General features: G+C 60.9%; 19 protein-coding genes. 2 read left to right on the top strand and 17 right to left on the bottom strand.

Features of this window, described 5'->3' with window-relative positions; translation table 11 throughout:
• Window positions 1-92: 92 nt before the first annotated feature.
• Together NKI21_RS16385 and NKI21_RS16380 are read right to left on the bottom strand one after the other, a co-directional pair.
• Window positions 93-1,055 carry an ArdC family protein gene (locus NKI21_RS16385; protein WP_023766617.1) on the bottom strand — a complete coding sequence of 321 codons (963 nt, stop codon included), beginning with the start codon at window positions 1,053-1,055 and terminating at the stop codon, window positions 93-95.
• 538 nt (window positions 1,056-1,593) lie between these two features.
• Window positions 1,594-1,827 carry a helix-turn-helix domain-containing protein gene (locus tag NKI21_RS16380; protein ID WP_023735803.1) on the bottom strand — a complete coding sequence of 78 codons (234 nt, stop codon included), beginning with the start codon at window positions 1,825-1,827 and terminating at the stop codon, window positions 1,594-1,596.
• Between the two features lie 104 nt (window positions 1,828-1,931).
• On the opposite strand from NKI21_RS16380, the gene NKI21_RS16375 reads away from it, so the two are divergent.
• A complete protein-coding gene (locus NKI21_RS16375; RefSeq protein WP_081731037.1) occupies window positions 1,932-2,213 on the top strand; it encodes a DNA -binding domain-containing protein in 282 nt (93 codons plus the stop codon).
• Between the two features lie 94 nt (window positions 2,214-2,307).
• On the opposite strand, the gene NKI21_RS16370 is transcribed toward NKI21_RS16375, so the two are convergent.
• From NKI21_RS16370 to NKI21_RS16300, 15 genes are all read right to left on the bottom strand, one after another.
• Window positions 2,308-4,218: a putative bifunctional diguanylate cyclase/phosphodiesterase gene (locus tag NKI21_RS16370; protein WP_352866307.1), complete on the bottom strand. Its 1,911-nt coding sequence runs from the start codon at window positions 4,216-4,218 to the stop codon at window positions 2,308-2,310.
• 293 nt (window positions 4,219-4,511) lie between these two features.
• On the bottom strand, window positions 4,512-5,693 hold the full coding sequence (gene ubiM / locus NKI21_RS16365; protein ID WP_352866440.1) for a 5-demethoxyubiquinol-8 5-hydroxylase UbiM: 1,182 nt from the start codon (window positions 5,691-5,693) through the stop codon (window positions 4,512-4,514).
• Window positions 5,694-6,111: 418 nt separating this feature from the next.
• On the bottom strand, window positions 6,112-6,228 hold the full coding sequence (gene ccoS, locus NKI21_RS16360; protein WP_084025756.1) for a cbb3-type cytochrome oxidase assembly protein CcoS: 117 nt from the start codon (window positions 6,226-6,228) through the stop codon (window positions 6,112-6,114).
• 169 nt (window positions 6,229-6,397) lie between these two features.
• Window positions 6,398-6,556 carry a BON domain-containing protein gene (locus tag NKI21_RS16355; protein ID WP_352656962.1) on the bottom strand — a complete coding sequence of 53 codons (159 nt, stop codon included), beginning with the start codon at window positions 6,554-6,556 and terminating at the stop codon, window positions 6,398-6,400.
• Between the two features lie 68 nt (window positions 6,557-6,624).
• Window positions 6,625-6,792: a CBS domain-containing protein gene (locus NKI21_RS16350; protein WP_348625571.1), complete on the bottom strand. Its 168-nt coding sequence runs from the start codon at window positions 6,790-6,792 to the stop codon at window positions 6,625-6,627.
• Complete coding sequence (locus NKI21_RS16345) at window positions 6,792-7,067, bottom strand: CBS domain-containing protein (RefSeq protein ID WP_245272648.1); 276 nt, start codon at window positions 7,065-7,067, stop codon at window positions 6,792-6,794. The genes NKI21_RS16350 and NKI21_RS16345 overlap by 1 nt, the downstream gene beginning before the upstream one ends.
• 66 nt (window positions 7,068-7,133) lie before the next feature.
• Window positions 7,134-7,304, bottom strand: coding sequence for a cbb3-type cytochrome oxidase assembly protein CcoS (gene ccoS / locus NKI21_RS16340; RefSeq protein ID WP_023762793.1), 171 nt, complete (start codon window positions 7,302-7,304; stop codon window positions 7,134-7,136).
• Window positions 7,301-9,589: a heavy metal translocating P-type ATPase gene (locus tag NKI21_RS16335; RefSeq protein WP_352866303.1), complete on the bottom strand. Its 2,289-nt coding sequence runs from the start codon at window positions 9,587-9,589 to the stop codon at window positions 7,301-7,303. Before NKI21_RS16335 ends, ccoS (NKI21_RS16340) begins: the two co-directional genes overlap by 4 nt.
• Window positions 9,586-10,083, bottom strand: coding sequence for a FixH family protein (locus tag NKI21_RS16330; RefSeq protein ID WP_352441137.1), 498 nt, complete (start codon window positions 10,081-10,083; stop codon window positions 9,586-9,588). Before NKI21_RS16330 ends, NKI21_RS16335 begins: the two co-directional genes overlap by 4 nt.
• A complete protein-coding gene (ccoG, locus tag NKI21_RS16325; RefSeq protein ID WP_352866300.1) occupies window positions 10,080-11,639 on the bottom strand; it encodes a cytochrome c oxidase accessory protein CcoG in 1,560 nt (519 codons plus the stop codon). The genes NKI21_RS16330 and ccoG overlap by 4 nt, the downstream gene beginning before the upstream one ends.
• 129 nt (window positions 11,640-11,768) lie before the next feature.
• Window positions 11,769-12,632, bottom strand: a complete 864-nt coding sequence (ccoP, locus tag NKI21_RS16320; protein ID WP_352866298.1) for a cytochrome-c oxidase, cbb3-type subunit III — start codon at window positions 12,630-12,632, stop codon at window positions 11,769-11,771.
• A 2-nt stretch (window positions 12,633-12,634) separates the two neighbouring features.
• Window positions 12,635-12,784 carry a cbb3-type cytochrome c oxidase subunit 3 gene (locus NKI21_RS16315; RefSeq protein WP_352555398.1) on the bottom strand — a complete coding sequence of 50 codons (150 nt, stop codon included), beginning with the start codon at window positions 12,782-12,784 and terminating at the stop codon, window positions 12,635-12,637.
• Between the two features lie 11 nt (window positions 12,785-12,795).
• Window positions 12,796-13,527 carry a cytochrome-c oxidase, cbb3-type subunit II gene (gene ccoO, locus NKI21_RS16310; protein WP_352866294.1) on the bottom strand — a complete coding sequence of 244 codons (732 nt, stop codon included), beginning with the start codon at window positions 13,525-13,527 and terminating at the stop codon, window positions 12,796-12,798.
• Between the two features lie 11 nt (window positions 13,528-13,538).
• Complete coding sequence (gene ccoN, locus NKI21_RS16305; RefSeq protein WP_352866291.1) at window positions 13,539-15,149, bottom strand: cytochrome-c oxidase, cbb3-type subunit I; 1,611 nt, start codon at window positions 15,147-15,149, stop codon at window positions 13,539-13,541.
• Window positions 15,150-15,697: 548 nt separating this feature from the next.
• Window positions 15,698-16,444: a Crp/Fnr family transcriptional regulator gene (locus tag NKI21_RS16300; protein WP_352631725.1), complete on the bottom strand. Its 747-nt coding sequence runs from the start codon at window positions 16,442-16,444 to the stop codon at window positions 15,698-15,700.
• A 154-nt stretch (window positions 16,445-16,598) separates the two neighbouring features.
• Between NKI21_RS16300 and hemN the strand changes: the two genes are divergently transcribed.
• Window positions 16,599-17,948, top strand: coding sequence for an oxygen-independent coproporphyrinogen III oxidase (hemN, locus tag NKI21_RS16295; RefSeq protein WP_352441141.1), 1,350 nt, complete (start codon window positions 16,599-16,601; stop codon window positions 17,946-17,948).
• Window positions 17,949-18,170 lie beyond the last annotated feature (222 nt).

Raw genomic sequence — 18,170 nt, 5'->3', positions numbered from 1 at the left:
CGGGGCGGGTGAGTCCCGGGCGCCGTCGTGAATGGGCATCTCCTCGCTATCCGGCGTCGGCTCGGTCGTGGCCAGTTGAGCATCGGGCATCGTCATGCCGCAGTCCCTTCTTGCGCCTCGCCTTCGGCATCGGCCTGAAGGCCAAGCAGGAAATCGGCGGCCTTCGAAGCGAGGCTGGCGGCACGGAATATAGCGCGGTTGTCCTCGCGCAGCACCTTCAGCCATGAGCCGATGTAATCGGCGTGACGCACGGTCGGCTCGATGCCGAGATTGCTGCAGACGAAGGCGGCAGTGATTTCGGCGACCAATTCTTCACGCGCGTAAGCCTTGGAGCCGAAGGAGCCGGAGAGGTCGCGAGCAAGCCGCGTCGGGTGGCCGGTCCAGTGGCCAAGCTCGTGAAAGCAGGTCCGGTAATAGTCGATCTGCTGATGGAACGCCGGCTGCGGCGGCACCTGAATGTGGTCGCTGCCCGGCATGTAGAAAGCGCGATCGCCGCCGACCCTGAAATCCGCACCACTGGCGCGAATCAGCGTTTCGGCCTGCGGCGCGATCTCGCACTGAGGCAGCGGCTCGGCGGGGGCATGGAGGTGTTCCGGAAGATTGTCGCACTGCGCGACATTAAAGACGGTAAAGCGCTTCAGAAAAGGCACGGCCTGTGGTGCATCGCCCTCGTGGCGTGCGCGCTCCTTCTCGTCCTTGGGGACAAAGCGGTCGGCATGCACGATGGTCGTGCCGCGCTCGCCTTTCCTGACATTGCCGCCCAGGGCAAGCGCCTGCCGGAAGGTCAGCCAATTCTGGCTGGGATAGCTGCGCTCGATGACGGCGCCCCACAGGATGAGGATATTGATGCCGGAATAGCTGCGCCCCGTGGACGCATTCCTCGGCAGGCCGAGGCCTGCTTTTGCGCTGCCCCATGGCTTGACCCATGGCACGGTACCGCGCTCCAGCTCGGCAATGATGCGGTCGGTGATCTCCTGATAGAGGCTGGCGCCCGGGCGCCTGCCCTTGCCTGCGCCAGCCTCTCCGCTGGTGGTACGCTTGCTGTTTGCACGCATGTGTTATCCTCCGCTCACCAATCGCCGCGCCTTTCCCCGGAAGCGGGGTGGGCGGCGAGTCGCGACCGGAAGGGCCCGCCCAGTAGGCGGACCGCATCCGAAGGACCGGAACGAAGAGGAGGACCCTGAGCGGCACGCGAAGGGTTGCGGGCTGCCGCAGCGGGTCTAGAAGGGAGTGCCGCCCCCCCCCGCGCCACCGGGAAAGGCCAACAGACAAACCGCGCCGCCCGCAAGGGCGGCGGCCGTCACAGCCCGAAGGGCTGCCCACGCCAAGGGGCGAAGCCGAATGGCCGAGACCGCCTGAGCTTGCCGAAGAAAAGCGGGCTCGGTTCACGAGCACCTGGTGCGCGTCGTCAGGCGCGCGGGCGCGCGCCAAGTTTTTTCGCACATGGTCAGGCGGCGCAGTTACGTCGAGAACCCAAAGGCACCGCCGCCGTGCGCGCGGCTTCCTCCGAAAACCAGCGCTCGCCTTTCAACAAATTGAGGCATTGTCCTAGACAATATTCCTGTCCGGATCATGATAGATGCGGCGCGCCCGCTAGGACCGGAGGCTGGACAGAATCTCGCACGGATCAGCGTCAATGGCCGCAGTTATGTCGAGAAACTCGATGACGTCGAGACGCCGCTCTGCGCCCTCGTACTTGGCCACGAAGGATTGGGGACGACCAAGCTTGTCAGCCAGCTGCTCCTGGGTCAGGCCTTTGGCCTTGCGCAGCGAAACCAGCTGGGCCAGAAACCGCTGGTGGCGGGGCGATCGAAGGGATTTGGGCATGGAGGCGAACCGGTCGGGTAAAGACCGGATCAGCGACTAATCCCGGTTTCGGATTATCCCATTTTGGGATATACTGCGTGCGCTCACAGGCGAGGTTCGCAGGCATGAATGGACCAATGGGAACAGATGAGACTCGAAGCTCAACTTTGAGCGATGAAGTCCCCTGGTCGGAGAACCTCACGAGCTACGACAGGGAGCATTTCACAATCTACCTGCGGATCCTGGATGCCTGCGCCGACAATGCCAGCGAAAAGGAGATGGCCGAGCGCATTCTCGGCATCGACCCGTCCATTGACCCGGTCCGCGCCCGCAAAGCTCTTCGCAGCCATATCGACCGTGCGAACTGGATGGTGACGACCGGCTACAAGGAACTGTTCGCCGGCTGATGCACAACGCCCACTGCCACGTGTTTCGAGCAGGCAAGTCTCTGTAGCCAAATTCGGCAGCGCACGGCCGCGACGGCCGGCGCGGCGGGAGCGGTCACAACTGGTTCGCGTGCTGTTTGACTGCCACTTCCAGTGCTTGCATCAAAGGCACAGCCTTGGAGAAGAGGAAGCCTTGAGCGGTTCGGCAGCCAAGCTTGTGCAGGGTTTGCCGATCCGCCTCTGTTTCGACGCCCTCGGCCATGACCTCGATCCCGAGCATGTCACCGAGTTCGATGACCGATTTGACAAGCAGTCGGTCCTCTCGGGACTTGGCCAGGCCGCGAATGAAGCCCTGGTCTATTTTCACCTTGCGTATCCGACGGTCCTTGAGAGATGCCAAGGTAGAAAAGCCGGTGCCGAAGTCATCGAGCGCGATGGAAATACCGGCATGTGAAAGCCGTCCGAGCTTTTCATCCACTCTGTCCGGGTCCACCGGCGATTCTTCGGTAATCTCGATTTCGAACATCGTCGCAGGCAGGCCTCTTGCCGCCAGACCATCCAGAACCATGTCGTCGATATCGCCGGCTTCCAGTTCGCGAGGGGAAACATTCATCGCCACACGAATGTTACGACAGTCAGCTTTCACCAAGCCGTCGATAAAAGCACAACAGTCGGCGAATACGGTTTGCGTCAGCAGCTGAAGCATTCCGGTTTCGCGTGCGGCCGTGATGATTTCGGGTGGAGAGATGGCACCATGCGTCGGATGGGACCATCTCAGCAAGGCTTCAAAACCGACCACCGTCTCGGTTTCGAGTTTCACGATCGGCTGGAACCAAGGTTGCAATCTTCCCGTCTTTATCGCCGAATGAAGATCCCGTTCGATCGACTGGCGACGTTGCAGTTCCCTGTCGAGTTCGGCATCGAACAGGCAAAATTCGTTCCTGCCATGGCGCTTGGCCGTATACAGGGCGATATCCGCCCGCAACAACATTTCAGTCAGGCTCGGCGTCTGCGCCAAGTATATCCCTATCGATGCCCCGACCCGAACGGACGCGACCTCGATATAGGGGCGAGCAATTTTGGCTATGATATTGGAGGCGAGATCACTGGCAGAAAGCGAAGCTCTCGTTGAGGGAAAAACCAGCACGAATTCATCGCCGCCGATACGAGCGAGCGTTGAGCCTTCGGGTGCTTCCTGCTCTATGCGGCGGGCGATCATGACAAGCAGTTCATCACCGGTCCTGTGACCGTAGGTGTCGTTGACAGATTTGAAGCCGTCCAGATCAATCAGCATTGCCACGAAGGGGCCATCCGCGGTCTTGAACCGACCGATGGCGTGTTCAAGGCCCCGCCTGTTGAGAAGGGCGGTCAGATGGTCCTCCCTGGAGTTGCGCTCCATTTCCGACGCGAATCGCTCTGCCTCATGTCTCAGGCGGCTTGCTTCGCGGAAGCGCGCCTGCCCAACAAACGAAGCTCGGACCAAGCCGCCCATGAAGAGCAGAACGGTGAAAGCCAGAATGTAGCGTTCAAAATTGCCTTTCGCCAAAAGGCACGCCACCGTGATGAGGAGTGGAGGTGTGATGAAGCTGGTCGCCGCCGCGGCATACGAACTGCCATATGTAACCGCACCAGCTGAAATGCCCGCCAGTATGACCAGATGCATCGGTGCTTGTGGTGTTGTGTATCCAACAGTCAGCACGGCCGGGAAGGACCAGGCAAACCCTGCCAGAAGGGCAAGGACGCCAAACATGCGAAGGCGCGGCAAAACGCCAAGCAAATCCTGATGGCGCCCCGTTTCCTTTAGCTGAAAACGGGCGAGTGCAAGCCGGGCGGCATTTAGCGCATTGACGACCAGGAACCAGCTTGCAGCGGCAAAGCCGCCGCCAGAAAGGGCCTGCACCGCGCAAATCAGGCCTGACAGGATCGCGCTTATCGGCATCGACACGAAGAGCCCGGCCCTCAGGTCAGCAAGCTGATCCTGACGGATTTTGGCCTCCAGCGATTCTTCTTCCTTTAGGGGTGCCATGAATGGACCAGCTTGCTTGCGTCGTTGTTCGCGAGGACCAAATCTATGCAAGCCCACTGAAGGACGGGTTAACTACCCAGCGAGGGTAACCAGTGCGCTCACCATGCTTCGGGTCACACCTTTGGCTTGCATTGCCGAATCATCAAGGCTTCGCCCGCGCGCGTGCCTTGATCCGAATCATGCCATGATCGGCAACGTCACCAGGAGACAGCCTTGCCCCGCGACGACGCGCGCCAGCAAGACAAGGAAGCCTCGCCGAGACAGCGTTCCAGAGCGGCAGCGCTCTGTGCGATTCACCGCCTGAGCATGGCCGAAATGCCATGGCGGACAAAGGGAAGATGTTGGGCAAAGCGGAGCCCAGCATGTCTTGCAAGCCGTGCCGCCGGGTGCTCGCTTGAGTAGAGACCGACAAGCATGTTGGTGGCATGATAGAGCGGCCCCGCCGACAGCCGCAGCCGGCTTTCGTATCTGCCGAGCATGTCGGGATCGGCAATGTCGCGGCGGGCGCGACATGCTGTCAGTATTTTATGAGCGAGTTGCTTCTGGCCGCTGAGGCCGATGTTGAAGCCATGCGCGGTCACCGGGTGCATGCCGATGGCAGCATCGCCGATCAGTGCCGCACTCGGAGCCGAGAACTTGTGCGCCCAGGTCGTGACCAGCGGATAGGCATGGCGGGTGCTTGCCAGGGTCATCTGCCCGAGGCGTCCTCGACACCGGTTCATCAATTCCATGCGGAACAATTCGTCATCGAGAGCAGACAGTCTGTCGGCCTCGCTTGAGCGCAAAGTCAGAAGCAGCGACGACACGCCTTCCATGAGCGGCAACATCGCTATGGTCTGATGGTGGTCGAACCATTCGACCGCGATCTGGTGATGGACGCGCTCGTGCCTCACTCGGCAAATCAGCATGGAGTGGCCAAGCGGATGGATGTTGGCGCCAATGCCGAGCAGGTCGCGCATCGCGGACAAACGCGAATCCGCTGCTACGAGCAGCCGAGCGGCCAATTGCCTGCCATCAGAAAGCGTTATGACCGCCTCGTCTTCGCTATTTGTTGCATTGACGACCGAGTTGCCGCACAGCAGCCGGGCATGATCCTGGAAGTGGACAATTTTGAACAGGGCATCGCGGATCCGACAATTTGGGACCAGAAATCCGAGTGGTTCCCCAGATCCGCTGGGAGCATCGAAGCTCAGGGCGAAAGGGCTGGATCCGTTGAGCACGCGCGCGCCATGAAGCGGTGATTTGTCCGATGCGGGGATGGCATCCCAGGCGCCGAGCTCGCGAAGGATTCTCACTGATGCGTGGGTCAGCGCGATCTCGCGACCGTCGAAAGCCGGATTCGCCAGGCTGTCGAGCGACTGCCGTTCAACCACTGCCACCTTGAGTCGGCTCCAGGCGAGCGATGCTGCGAAGGCAAGTCCGACCGGCCCAGCTCCGACGACAATGATGTCGAATGTGTCGACATAGCCGGCCATCAGCGTGCCGCCAAAGCGGCTATCTTCGATACGAAGCGCTTTTGAAGCATCGCAATCACCCACGGTTTGCCGCTCATCTCCCCAACTCGATAGACATGCGTTCTCCGTTGGAAGCCTGGTCAATGAAACCATGCCGATGAAGAGATAACGCTGATCTGGATCAACCAGGCTCGACAAACCCGGCAGCGGCGGGTTCACGGTCGAGTGGTCGATTGCCGTGAAAACGTCTGCATGTCTGGGCATTCTGAATGGTCGGCTTCCCAATCGCGTGCCCCTCCTGGCCAAAGGTTCGGCAACGCATTGTGGCTGATCCGTTCTTCGCACGCGCGCCGATATCGTCATGACGCGGGCAATCGCCAGCAAAGATTCGGTCGACTGACGACCAGCATCCGCACAGTCGTTGGCGCCGCCAACCGGTTCAGCCTCGCGGCTCTTCCCGATCGATAAGGACCCGCTCGGCGGAGCCGTCGAGATCTTCGTATTGGCCGCTCTTCAAGATCCACAGGAAGCCCCGGTCCAAGCCCCACCAAAACAGGCAGCGGCCATCCCATTTCCGTCAGGACGGGCGTCTTGCTGCCGACAGCGTGCTCTCCGACCATAACGCGCTAGACGCCGAAGGAACTCGCCGACGGCCTCATGTCCAAATGATGTGGGAAGGGAGCAAACCAAAGGGACTCTGCTTGGCGTCCCCGCTTTTTTCGCAGCTATGAAACCATCACTGAGAACGGATCCGTTCTGAGGAGGAGGCGGTCCTTGACTTGCCCGACGCCGGCAACCTTCTCAGCCGCAACGATCGCTGCCTTCCGCTGACGCTCGTCGACAATCGCCCCCTTCAGTTCGACAAGGCCGTCGCTGACCCTCACATCGATCAAGTCCCACCGCTCAGGTTTGTGGCTGCAGTTCGGCAAGGATAGCCTTGCGGATCAGTTCGTCATCGGGTGGCGTGGTTCCCTGTTTCGGCATGGCGGATCAGGACAAGCAGCAAATCAGTTCGCGTGATGATGCCGACGACCCTTTCCCGATCGACAATCGGGACATTGTTGATGCGGTGTTGCATCATGAGGTCGACAGGAGGCGCCGAGATGAGGTGTGTGGTCATCACCTGATGGATGATCCGTCCATTCGAGCGCACACATAGTCATTGGCGGTTGTGCCCGGGCCAAGATCAAGCTCCAGCCATCGCGGACGCACACGCTGGGTTCCGAGTTCCTCTCGGCGCAAGAAGTCGCTTTTGCTTACAATGCCAACCAAGGTGCCGTCGCTGGTCGTTACTGGCAGGCAGCTGACTTTGCTTGAAAGCATGACCGCTTCGGCGATCGTCGCGTTCGCATGCGTCGTGATGACTGGCTTTGTCATTAAGGATTCGGCTTGCATCCTAACCCTCCTGATCTTTCGTCGGACGACGATAGGACATCCCGACCCGCGGCGCGTTGATCTGAGTCACTTGGAACGAGTGGCATTCTCCGCGCCGTCGTCGCTGTCGATGAGAATGCGCTCCGCCGCGCCATCGAGATCCTCGTACTGGCCGCTTCTCAACGCCCAAAGGAAGCCGGACAGGCCGAGTGCGCCAAGGAATAGCGCTACGGGGATGAGGTAGACGAGCGTCGTCATGACGATTGAGCCAAGGCGCCGGCCCGCGCGGGCCTGTCTTGCCGCGCAATCGCGGACGACGCACCCGTTGCGAAGCCTTGCAGACGCATGGCATTTCCAACCACGAGCAATGACGAGGCTGACATCGCGACCGCGGCGATAAGAGGCGTAACATGGCCCAGAATGGCGATCGGCACGGCAACAGCATTATAAACGATCGCAATTGTTATGTTCTGTCGGATCAGGCTTCCCGCCTTGCGCGAGACATCCAGCGCGAGAGGCACTGCCAGAAGGCTTTCGCGCAGGAATACGAAATCGGCCGCGTTGCGGCCAATGTCGGCGGCGGTGGCAGGAGCGATCGAGACATGCGCAGCGCTCAGCGCAGGCGTGTCGTTGAGACCGTCGCCAACCATCAGAACCCTGTGTCCGTCTTTCGCCGCCGTCTCAATGCGTTCGACCTTGCCGGACGGCAGCAGGCACGGAATAAAAATGTCGACACCCAGCATTTTTGCAACTTCGCCGCAGGCGCCCGCGGTATCGCCCGACAGCATTTCCACCGACACCCCAGCATGGCTCAATTGCCCAATCGCCGCCCTGGCGTCGGCGCGCAGCGCGTCCTCAAAATCGAAGGTCGCGACAATGAACCCGTCTTTTGTCAGCACCGTTCCGCCATAGCCATGTTTGCCTTCGCCGCCGGTGCGGGCCTTCCATGCAGCCCATCCGCGCCGGCCCAGCCGCCAGGTACTACCGGCGGCTGTGGCTTCGATCCCGAAACCCGGGTGCTCGGTGACGCCATCGAATTTGTGCTGCCCGCCAAGGCGGGCAAAACCGGCTATGGCCTTTGAAAACGGGTGACGCGAGTGCGCAGCCATGTCTCCCGCGATTGCCAGCATGGCCGGATCGATCGACGACGCATTGACGAGCCGGGGCTGTCCAAGCGTGAGCGTTCCGGTCTTGTCGAACACCGCTCTATCAATCGTCGCCAGGCGCTCCATGGCCGAACCGTCCTTGACCATGATGCCGCTCTCGAACAGGCGCCGCGCCGCGACCACCTGAACGATCGGTACGGCGAGGCCGAGCGCGCACGGGCATGTGATGATCAGAACGGCAATGGCGATGGTTATTGCCCGGTGCCAGTCGCCGGTCGCCGCCATCCAGCCAAGGAAGGTCACGAAGGCGGTGAGATGCACCACCGGAGCATAGAGCGCTGAAACGCGATCGGCGATCCGGCGGTAGCGTGCGCGACCACCTTCGGAGGCTTCCATCAGGCGTACCATTTCCGCCAGGAACGAATCCTTCGCGGCGGCTGTGGCCTCAATCGTCAGCGGGCCGGTTAGGTTGAGGACACCAGCCTGCACGGCTTCGCCTGGCGCCACGTTTCGGGGCGTGCTCTCGCCCGAGACAAGCGAACAGTCCAGATCCGATGCCCCTTGAAAGATTTTGCCGTCGACGGGGATTCTCTCGCCGGCAGCGATCAACAGCAGCATGCCAAGTTCGATCTCGCCAACCGGCAGATAGTCGCGTGCACCATCGCCGCGCAGCACCATGGCGCCACGTGCGGCCAACTGGGACAGGCCTTTCACGGCGGTCCGGGCACGCTCCCGCATGACGTGATCCAACGTGCGGCCGATCAACAGGAAGAACAGCAGCGACACCGATGCATCGAAATAAGCGTGGTCGCCATGGTTGATCGTCTCATAGAGGCTCATGGCGTAGGCCAGCGACACCCCGACCGCGATCGGCACGTCCATGTTCATGCGGCCGTGACGCAGCGCATTCCAGGCCGAGCGGAAGAAGATGCCGCCGGCGAAGGCCAGTGGCGGGATGGCGATAAGCGCCGAGACCCAGTGGAACAGGTCGCGGGTAGCGCCTTCAGCACCGGACCAGACAGAGACCGAAAGCAGCATGATGTTGCCCGCCGCAAAGCCGGCGACAGCAACGGCGCGGATCAGCTCCGAAAGCGTCTTGTCCTTGTTGTCGATCTCCGGGTCGAACAGATGCGCCTCGTAGCCCAGCCGTCCCAGCGCGGCGACGAATGGTGGTACCTGGTTTCCACGCCAGCGGACCGCGACCCGCTTCGTCGACAGGTTGACACGAGCGCTCTCCACTTGATCGAGCTTTCCCAGTGCTGTCTCGATCGCCTGGATGCAGGCCGCGCAATGAACCGTGGGGACCGAAAGATCGGTCTGACGAAGATCATCGCCAAGCGATCGGCTCGCCAGCCTGATTTCCTGGCTGGACGGCAGGACCGAGGTGGCGCTGACCAAATCCAGCGCCATTTCGGCGCCCGGCGCGCAGCAGCTCACTTCAGCGCTCCATGGGAAATCATGATCCTGCGCACGTCGCGATATGGTCTTGCCAGACCGGCATCGGCGTCGATTTCGACGATCCAGACACCGTCCTTCGGCATATGCTGGGCGGCGAATTCCTGACCCGAGGCGAGGACGAGCTTGATGGATTCATCCTCTTTTTCGTAAGCGGGATGGCGAAACAGCGCCTTCACGCCATGCAAGGGAACCGGTTTGCCGGCGGCGTCGATGAGGCCGTAGCGGACTTCACCCGATGCGATGGTCAGCTTGCCGGTCCAGCCGAGGGCTGCCTGCGCCCGCCCTTCCTCGGCCTTCCTGTTGAACTGCTGGCTCGCCACATAGGTGTTTTCGACGACCAGGCCGGTCCAGCTCGTGTTGGCAAGCGTCGCCATGGTCAGATTGACCGCGATGACCACACCGAAAAAGGCCAGGATGATGGCCAACATGTGCCTGCCGGTGAATTCGCGGGTTTTTTGTGTTCTGGCGCTCATCTGGCAGTCTCCGGCGCGTTGAAGGTGGCGGTGTACTCGTTCGACTCGAAGCTGGCTCTGTCCTCGACGCGGAACTTGAAGGTCTGTGCCGGAGCGCGGATCTGGTCCGCCGGCTGGCGAACGAAGACCCTCAGCATTTTCAGGCGATCGGGTTCGACCGGGATGGCGAAGGAGCGGCCTGCGGGGATGTCGTCGCCGACGACGACCATGTCAGCGCCTTCAAGGCCCTGCATGGTTACGACGATCGTCCTCGGCTCGGGGATCATGTTGAGCAGCTTGACGGTGTAGCCGTTGCGGATCGAGCCGTCGGAGAGCGTCACGAATTGTGGATTGCGGTCGTGCAGGACATTGATTTCGAGCCGGTCGCGCGTCAGCAGCGAGTAGAGGAGGCCCAGGCCGATCAGCGACCACAAGCCCATGTAGACGTAGGTGCGCGGCCGAAAGATCTTGCGGATGTGAAAATGCGCCACTTTGTCGGAGAAAGTGCCACCAGCGGTCCTGATCAGCGATGGATTGACCGAGCTGGACCCGCCTGCAGTCGCCAGCATCATGTTGGCGTTGTAGTCGGAGAGCGTCGCATAGGCGATCAGCCCACGCTCCTTGCCGAGCTTGTCCATGACGCCGTCACAGGCGTCGATGCAGAGCGCGCAGGTTATGCATTCGAGCTGCTGGCCATCGCGAATGTCGATCCCCATCGGACAGACGGCGACGCAGGCATTGCAGTCGACGCAATCGCCGACTGGCTGCCCTGCAGCTTGCACCTTCTTCGCATGACGCGAACGCGGTTCGCCGCGCCAGTCATTATAGGTGACGGTGAGCGAACTTTCGTCGAGCATCGCTGCCTGGATGCGCGGCCATGGGCACATATAGGTGCAGACCTGCTCGCGCATCAGCCCGCCGAACGTGTAGGTCGTTGCCGTCAGCACGGCGACGGTGATGTAGGCGACGGGGGCTGCCGTGCCGGTGAAGAGTTCGCCAAGCAGGCTGGGCGCGTCACCGAAATAAAAGATCCACGCGCCGCCCGTCAGCGCGCCTATGATCAGCCAGATGGCGTGTTTCGACACCCGCAGCACGAGCTTGCGCGCGGTCCAGGGACCTGCATCCAGCTTCATGCGGGCGTTGCGGTCGCCCTCTATCGCGCGCTCGACGACCAGAAACAGATCGACCCATACCGTCTGCGGACATATATAGCCGCACCAGGCGCGCCCGACAGTCGACGTGATCAGGAAAAGACCGACGCCGGCCATGACCAGAAGGCCTGCCACATAATAGAATTCCTGCGGCCAAATCTCGATGAAGAAGAAGTAGAAACGCCGGTTGGCGACATCGAGCAGCACGGCCTGGTCCGGCGCAAACGGGCCACGGTCCCAGCGCAGCCACGGCGTCAGATAGTAGATGCCGAGCGTGACGGCCATCACCAGCCATTTGAACTGACGAAAGCTGCCCGAGGCCCGCTTCGGGAAGATCTTCTTGCGCGCGGCGTACATTGGCTGACGCACCTTGGCGGAGTTGACCGGCGTGGGTTCGATCCTTTCTATTTGCGTGTTATCAAGCACGAGAAGCTCCAGTCACCAGCGACGATTTCGCCGGAAACCGACTCATCGGTTCTGGATGATGCCGAGGCCCGGCTTGCGCCGGGCCTCGTCGCTTGGCGGGAGGGGGAGGACGAGAATAGGCTTCTGCTCCTATTCTCCGCCGCCAAGCGAATGGATGTAGACCGCCAGTTCCTTGACCTTGGTCTCGCCGAGGCGCGCGCCCCAGGCCGGCATCACGCCCTGTTTCGGCGCGGTGACCTGGGCGGCGATGGCCGCTTCGCCTGACCCGTAGAGCCAGATGGCGTCGGTCAGATCTGGAGCGCCGAGTTCCTTGTTGCCTTTTGCATTGTCGCCGTGACAGGCCACGCAATTTTCGGCGAAGACCTTGGCGCCGGGCGCGACCAACGATTGATCGCCGACAGTGCCGGACAGGCTGGCAACGTAGGTGCTGACCTGTTTGATCTGATCGGCGGTGATGATGTCGCCAAAGGCCGGCATTTCCGACAGGCGCGTAGCCGGGTCGGAGGCGAAGCGGATGCCATGAGCGATCGTCTGCTGGATCTGGTCCACCTCGCCGCCCCACAGCCAGTCGTCGTCATTTAGGTTCGGAAAGCCCTTGGACCCCTGGGCGCCGGAACCGTGGCACTGCACGCAATTGACCTTGAACGCGGCGGCGCCGGCAGCGACGGCGAATTCGCGCAGCGTGTCATCCGCAGCAATCTCCGAAACACTTTTCGACTCTATTGCGGCGACATATTTGCCCTTTGCCGCTTCGGCCGCGGACAACTCGTTCTTGACTTCGTTGCGGCTGGAATAGCCAAGTACGCCCTTTGTCGCGGAGTGCAACAGCGGCCATGCCGGGTAGGCAATTGTGTAACCGATCGCCCAGACGATGGTGATGTAGAAGGTGATGACCCACCAGTGCGGGAGCGGGTTGTTGAGCTCGCGAATGCCGTCCCACTCATGACCGGTCGTCGAGATGCCGGAAACCTCGTCAATGTGATCGCTGCTCATGATCAGTCCTCCTTCAGAGGAATTTGAGCTGCTTCGCCGGCTTGCCCGCGGCTGCCGGGACGAAGTGCAAAGGCAACGGATCCGATGAAGAAAAGAGCCATGGCAAGCAGGCCCCAGCTGTCGGCAAACTCCCGCATGAAATTGTACGTCATCGCCATTGTCCTCAGCGGTAGCCCGCGGTCTCATCGTAGTTCTTGAAATCGACAAGCGTGCCGAGCATCTGGAGATAAGAAACCAGGGCGTCCATTTCGGTGACTTGCTGCGGATCACCGTCGAAATCGCCTATCCTGGCCTTGGGGTAGCGGGCCTCGAGGCCGGACGTGTCGGCGTTGGGATCGGCCTGCGCCATCAGATCGGCATTGGCGTTAGCGATCATGTCATCGGTGTAAGGGACACCGACGCGCCTGTTGGCAACCAGATGCGTCGAGAAATCCTTCACCGCGATCGGCGTATCCTTCAGAAAGCCATAGCTCGGCATGATGGATTCCGGCACCACGGAGCGAGGGTCCGTGAGGTGCTCGACATGCCAAAGATTTGAGTAGCGATCGCCAACCCGAGCGAGGTCCGGTCCGGTGCGCTTCGATCCCCACTGGAAGGGATGATCATACATCGACTCGGCCGCCAGGCTGTAATGCCCATAGCGCTCGACCTCGTCACGGAACGGGCGGATCATCTGGCTATGGCATAGATAGCATCCCTCACGCACATAGATGTTGCGCCCGACCAGTTCGAGCGGCGAGTAGGGCCGCATGCCTTCGACCTTCTCGATCGTGTTGTCGAGATAGAAGAGCGGCGCGATCTCGACGATGCCGCCGATTGTCACGACCAGCAGCGACCCGACGAGAAGAAGTGTAGCGTTCTTCTCGATGACCGCGTGTCTGTTCATCAACCTCATTTTCTGTCTCATCATCGCGCAAGCTGGAGGGCGGGAACGGAGCCGGGCATCGGATCCTCCTCGCGCCGGTAGCCAAGGATGGTCATGGCGATGTTCCAGGCCATGATCAGGGCGCCGGACAGGTACATGGCTCCGCCGATGGCGCGCATGATGTAGTAGGGGTGCATGGCGGCCACGGTTTCGGCGAAGGAGTAGACCAGGAAGCCCTGCTCGTCGTATTCGCGCCACATCAGGCCCTGCATGATGCCGGACACCCACATGACCGACGCGTAGACAACGATGCCGAGCGTCGCCAGCCAGAAGTGCCAGGTAACGAGGCGCAGCGAGTAGAGCCGTTCACGGTTCCACAGCTTCGGCACCATGTAATAAAGCGCGCCGAACGAGATCATGCCAACCCAGCCGAGTGCGCCCGAATGGACGTGTCCGATGGTCCAGTCGGTATAGTGCGACAGCGAGTTGACCGTCTTGATCGACATCATCGGGCCCTCGAAGGTGGACATGCCGTAGAAGGCGATGGCCATCACCATCATGCGGATGATCGGATCGGTGCGGAGCTTGTCCCAGGCGCCCGACAGCGTCATCAGGCCATTGATCATGCCGCCCCATGACGGCATCCACAGCATGATCGAGAACACCATGCCGAGCGTCTGCGCCCAATCGGGCAAGGCGGTGTAGTGCAAATGATGGGGTCCAGCCCAGATGTAGAGAAAGATGATTGCCCAGAAATGGACGATCGACAGCCGGTAGGAATAGACCGGCCGGTTCGCCTGCTTGGGTACGAAATAATACATCATGCCGAGAAAGCCGGCGGTCAGAAAGAAGCCCACGGCGTTGTGGCCATACCACCATTGCGTCAGAGCGTCCTGGACCCCGGAGAAAGCCGAATAGCTCTTCGAGCCCAGGAAGGAGGCGGGCATGGAGAGGTTGTTGACCACATGCAGCATCGCGATGGTGACGATGAAGGACAGGTAGAACCAGTTAGCGACGTAGATGTGGGGTTCCTTGCGCTTCAGGATCGTGCCGAGGAACAGGATGAGATAGGCGACCCAGACAATGGTCAGCCAGATGTCCACATACCATTCGGGCTCGGCGTATTCGCGGCTCTCGGTGATGCCGAGCAGGTAGCCAGTCGCTGCCATGACGATGAAGAGCTGGTAGCCCCAGAACACGAACCAGCCGAGATCGCCGCCGAACAGCCGGGCGCGGCAGGTGCGTTGCACGACATAGAGAGACGTGCAAAGCAGCGCGTTGCCGCCGAAGGCGAAGACGACTCCCGACGTATGCAGTGGCCGCAAACGGCCAAAGTTGAACCAGGGCTGGATGTTGAGATCGGGATAGGCAAGCTGCAGCGCGATGACCACGCCGACAAGCATGCCGATGACACCCCAGAACATGGTGGCGATGGCGCCAAAGCGGATTGGCCCGTCCATGTAAGCGGACGGGTCGATCGGCGCGGCAGGCTTGAACTCAGTGTTGCGCAACAGGATCGCAGTGAAGCCAGCCAAGGCGAAGAACAAGACCCACATATGCTGGCGAAAGGGTTCATCCACCCCAGCGCCAGCGGCCACCAAAGCCGCGAATGCGAACAGGCTTAGAAGCACGATTTCTTTGCCGAATTTCATCGCAAGCCCCGATTTCCAATTCCGGCGGATGCCAAACCGCGGTGCCTTATTGCGCAGCCGTCGCCTGCTCGCCCTGATCCATGTCAGAGCCGCACCATTTTGCTTCGAGCAGCATCGAGTTCGGTGCGATCAGACTGTGTGGGAATGTGGAAGTGCAGCAGCGGCCGCCGGTTTATGGACAGGCCCGGCGTCCCCAGTTGGGGCCCGGGTATGGAGGCGATCGCGGGCGTGTGGGGAAGCGCACCTTCTGTGACGCTGGTAAGCAGGCCGATGCCTTACCGAACGTCGATCGTTTCAATGCCTTGGAACAGCCAGCGCCAGCGTTGCGCTGCCTTCGTTACATTTATGGTTTGGACGCGATTTTCGCCTGCGTATGAGGCATATTGACTTCGGCCAAGTGTGGATGCTTCGCCGACGAGCCGAAACGCAACTGGCGCATACGATCGGAATTAGAACGGGCTGTCGCTGCGCGATGTCTTCTGAGCCCAACGCGAGCATGCCCTGCCCCGAATGAAGTAAGTGGCGTGGGCCATGCAGCTTCGTGTCATTCAAACGGCTGTTGCGCCTTGGCCGCCGCAGCGCCGTTCCAGCCGGCTCATGCTGTCCACGGTGACGCGGCGGTTGTTCTCGATCCGAATCACGCCGTCCATTCTCAGGCTGGTCAGCTGACGGCTCACGGTCTCGTTTGTGATTCCAAGGAAATCAGAGATGTCGGCACGCGTCATCGGCAGCTCGAAGCACGCCGACCTAGCCGCCGGGTCAACATTGGAGTCGATGTTCCGGGCAATCATGAGGAGAAAGCTCGCCACCTTCTCTGGTGCGGTCTTGCGCCCCAGAGTCACCATCCATTCGCGGGCCCCGTCAAGTTCGTTCAGCGCCTGCTTGAGCAGGCGATGCACAAATTCGGGTGACTGCTTCATCATCCGTTCGATGGCCGCTCTCGGAAACGAGCACAGCGAGACAGCTGTTGCCGCTTCCGCATTGATCGCACTTTTCATCTTGAAGGGCCGTCCCAGAAAATCCGGCGCGAACTGGAGACCGACGATCTGCTGGCGGCCGTCCGAAAGGCTCTTCGTGAGCTTCACCACGCCTGAAAGCACGTTTGAATAACAGTCCACCGCCTCGGCGTCGCCGATCAGTTCGACCCCCGGCTCGATATTGTGCCGCGACGACGTCTTGGCGAGCTGAGCCAAATCGTCTGGCTCGAGCGCGCCACAGACACCGCGGCGCCGTGCCTCGCAAGGCAGGCAAAGAACGGGAATGCCGGAACTGTGAATATCCTGCCGTAATGTCATTCGATCGCTCTACCGGTCCAGTGCGGGCAGGATAGCAATCCACGGTAGAAAAATCCTTGCGGCAGTTTGTCCGTGCTGAAGGTTGATCGAAATCAGGGCTTAGGCTCATCCAAGCATCCACAGTTCGGGCGACGCAAACACGGTGGACCACGACATGCGACAAAAGCTAGCTGCCAGATTTGGCGAGAACGTCCCGCGCTATACCAGTTATCCGACTGCGCCCCATTTCCATGCGGGCGTCGATGCCGTCGTTTACCGAGGCTGGTTGGAGGCGCTCGAAGGTGGTGACGAGATATCGCTTTACCTGCATATTCCCTATTGCGACAGGCTCTGCTGGTTCTGCGCGTGCCATACCAAACAGACCCGCCACTACGAGCCGGTGGCCGCTTATCTGCGCTCGCTGTATGCGGAGATCGCCACGGTTGGCGGCCTTGTTACCGGCAAGGGCCGAGTTCGCGCGGTTCATTTCGGCGGCGGTTCCCCGACGATGCTGGAACCTGAGGATATTGTGGCGCTGGGAAGCGTCCTGCGCAACAGCTTCGCCTTTCTTCCCGGCGCCAAGATCAGCGTTGAAATCGAACCCAATGATATGGACGATGCCCGCCTCGATGCGCTTGCCGAAATCGGCACGACCCGTGCGAGCCTCGGCGTCCAGGACTTCGATCCGAAGGTTCAGAAGGCAATCAACCGCGAGCAGAGCTTTTTGCAGACCAAAGCGGTAGTCGACGGTGTTCGTTCGCGCGGCGTCGAATCGGTCAATCTAGACCTGCTCTACGGCTTGCCGCACCAGACGAGGGAGAGCGTCTCCTCCACCGTCGCGCAGGCGCTGACCTTGGAACCCGACAGGATAGTGCTTTTTGGCTACGCCCATGTGCCGTGGTTCAAGAAACATCAGACCATGATAGACGAGGCATGGCTGCCCGGTCCCGCGGAGAGATTTGCTCAATTGCAACTGGCGGCGCGGGCGATCGTGGACCAGGGGTACGAAGCAATCGGCCTCGACCATTTCGCCAAACCCGGCGATGCCCTGGCCCTTGCCGCCCGCGCCGGAACACTGCACCGGAACTTTCAGGGTTACACCGACGATTGCTGCGAAACCTTGATTGGGCTAGGCCCATCGTCCATCAGCCAGTTTCGGCAGGGCTATGCGCAGAACATGCCTTCGACCAGCGAATATCGATGCACGGTTGATGACGGCGGGCTGGCCGCTGTTCGGGGTATCGCACTTTCCAACGACGACCGCGTTCGCGGCTGGATCATCGAACGTTTGATGTGCGACTTCGCCTTCTCGGCCATCGATCTGGTGGAACGCTTCGGCGAGGCCGGCCAGAGGCTCCTCCTTCAGTCAAGTTCCATGGCCCTCCACGATCCGGTTCGATTGCTTGAACTTGATGGCGACAGATTCGTTGTGCCGGCTGAAAGTCGCCCTTTCGTCCGAAGCATCGCGGCCAGGTTCGACAAATATTTCGAAACTGGAACGGCCAGGCACTCGGCGGCAGTCTGAGCACCGCAGAGGAACGGTCATGGCTCTCACTCGATCGTGAACCGATTGCGATCGTTTTCCACTGTTGACCGGCGACCGTCGGCCGAGACGGTTCGAAGCGGACCAGACGCGTCTTGGCATGGCGACGATGTCGCCCGCTCATGCCCTGCCTGTGAGATCATGGTTGTCGGCGACAGCTCCCTTCGACCTTGCAAGGAGAATGCAAGGTGCCGTGCAAGCGGC

It is taken from the genome of Mesorhizobium sp. M0715, assembly GCF_040320355.1.
Taxonomy (GTDB): Bacteria; Pseudomonadota; Alphaproteobacteria; order Rhizobiales; family Rhizobiaceae; genus Mesorhizobium.
Note: the sequence above shows the minus strand (reverse complement) of the source record. Positions and strands in the feature narration are given on the sequence as shown.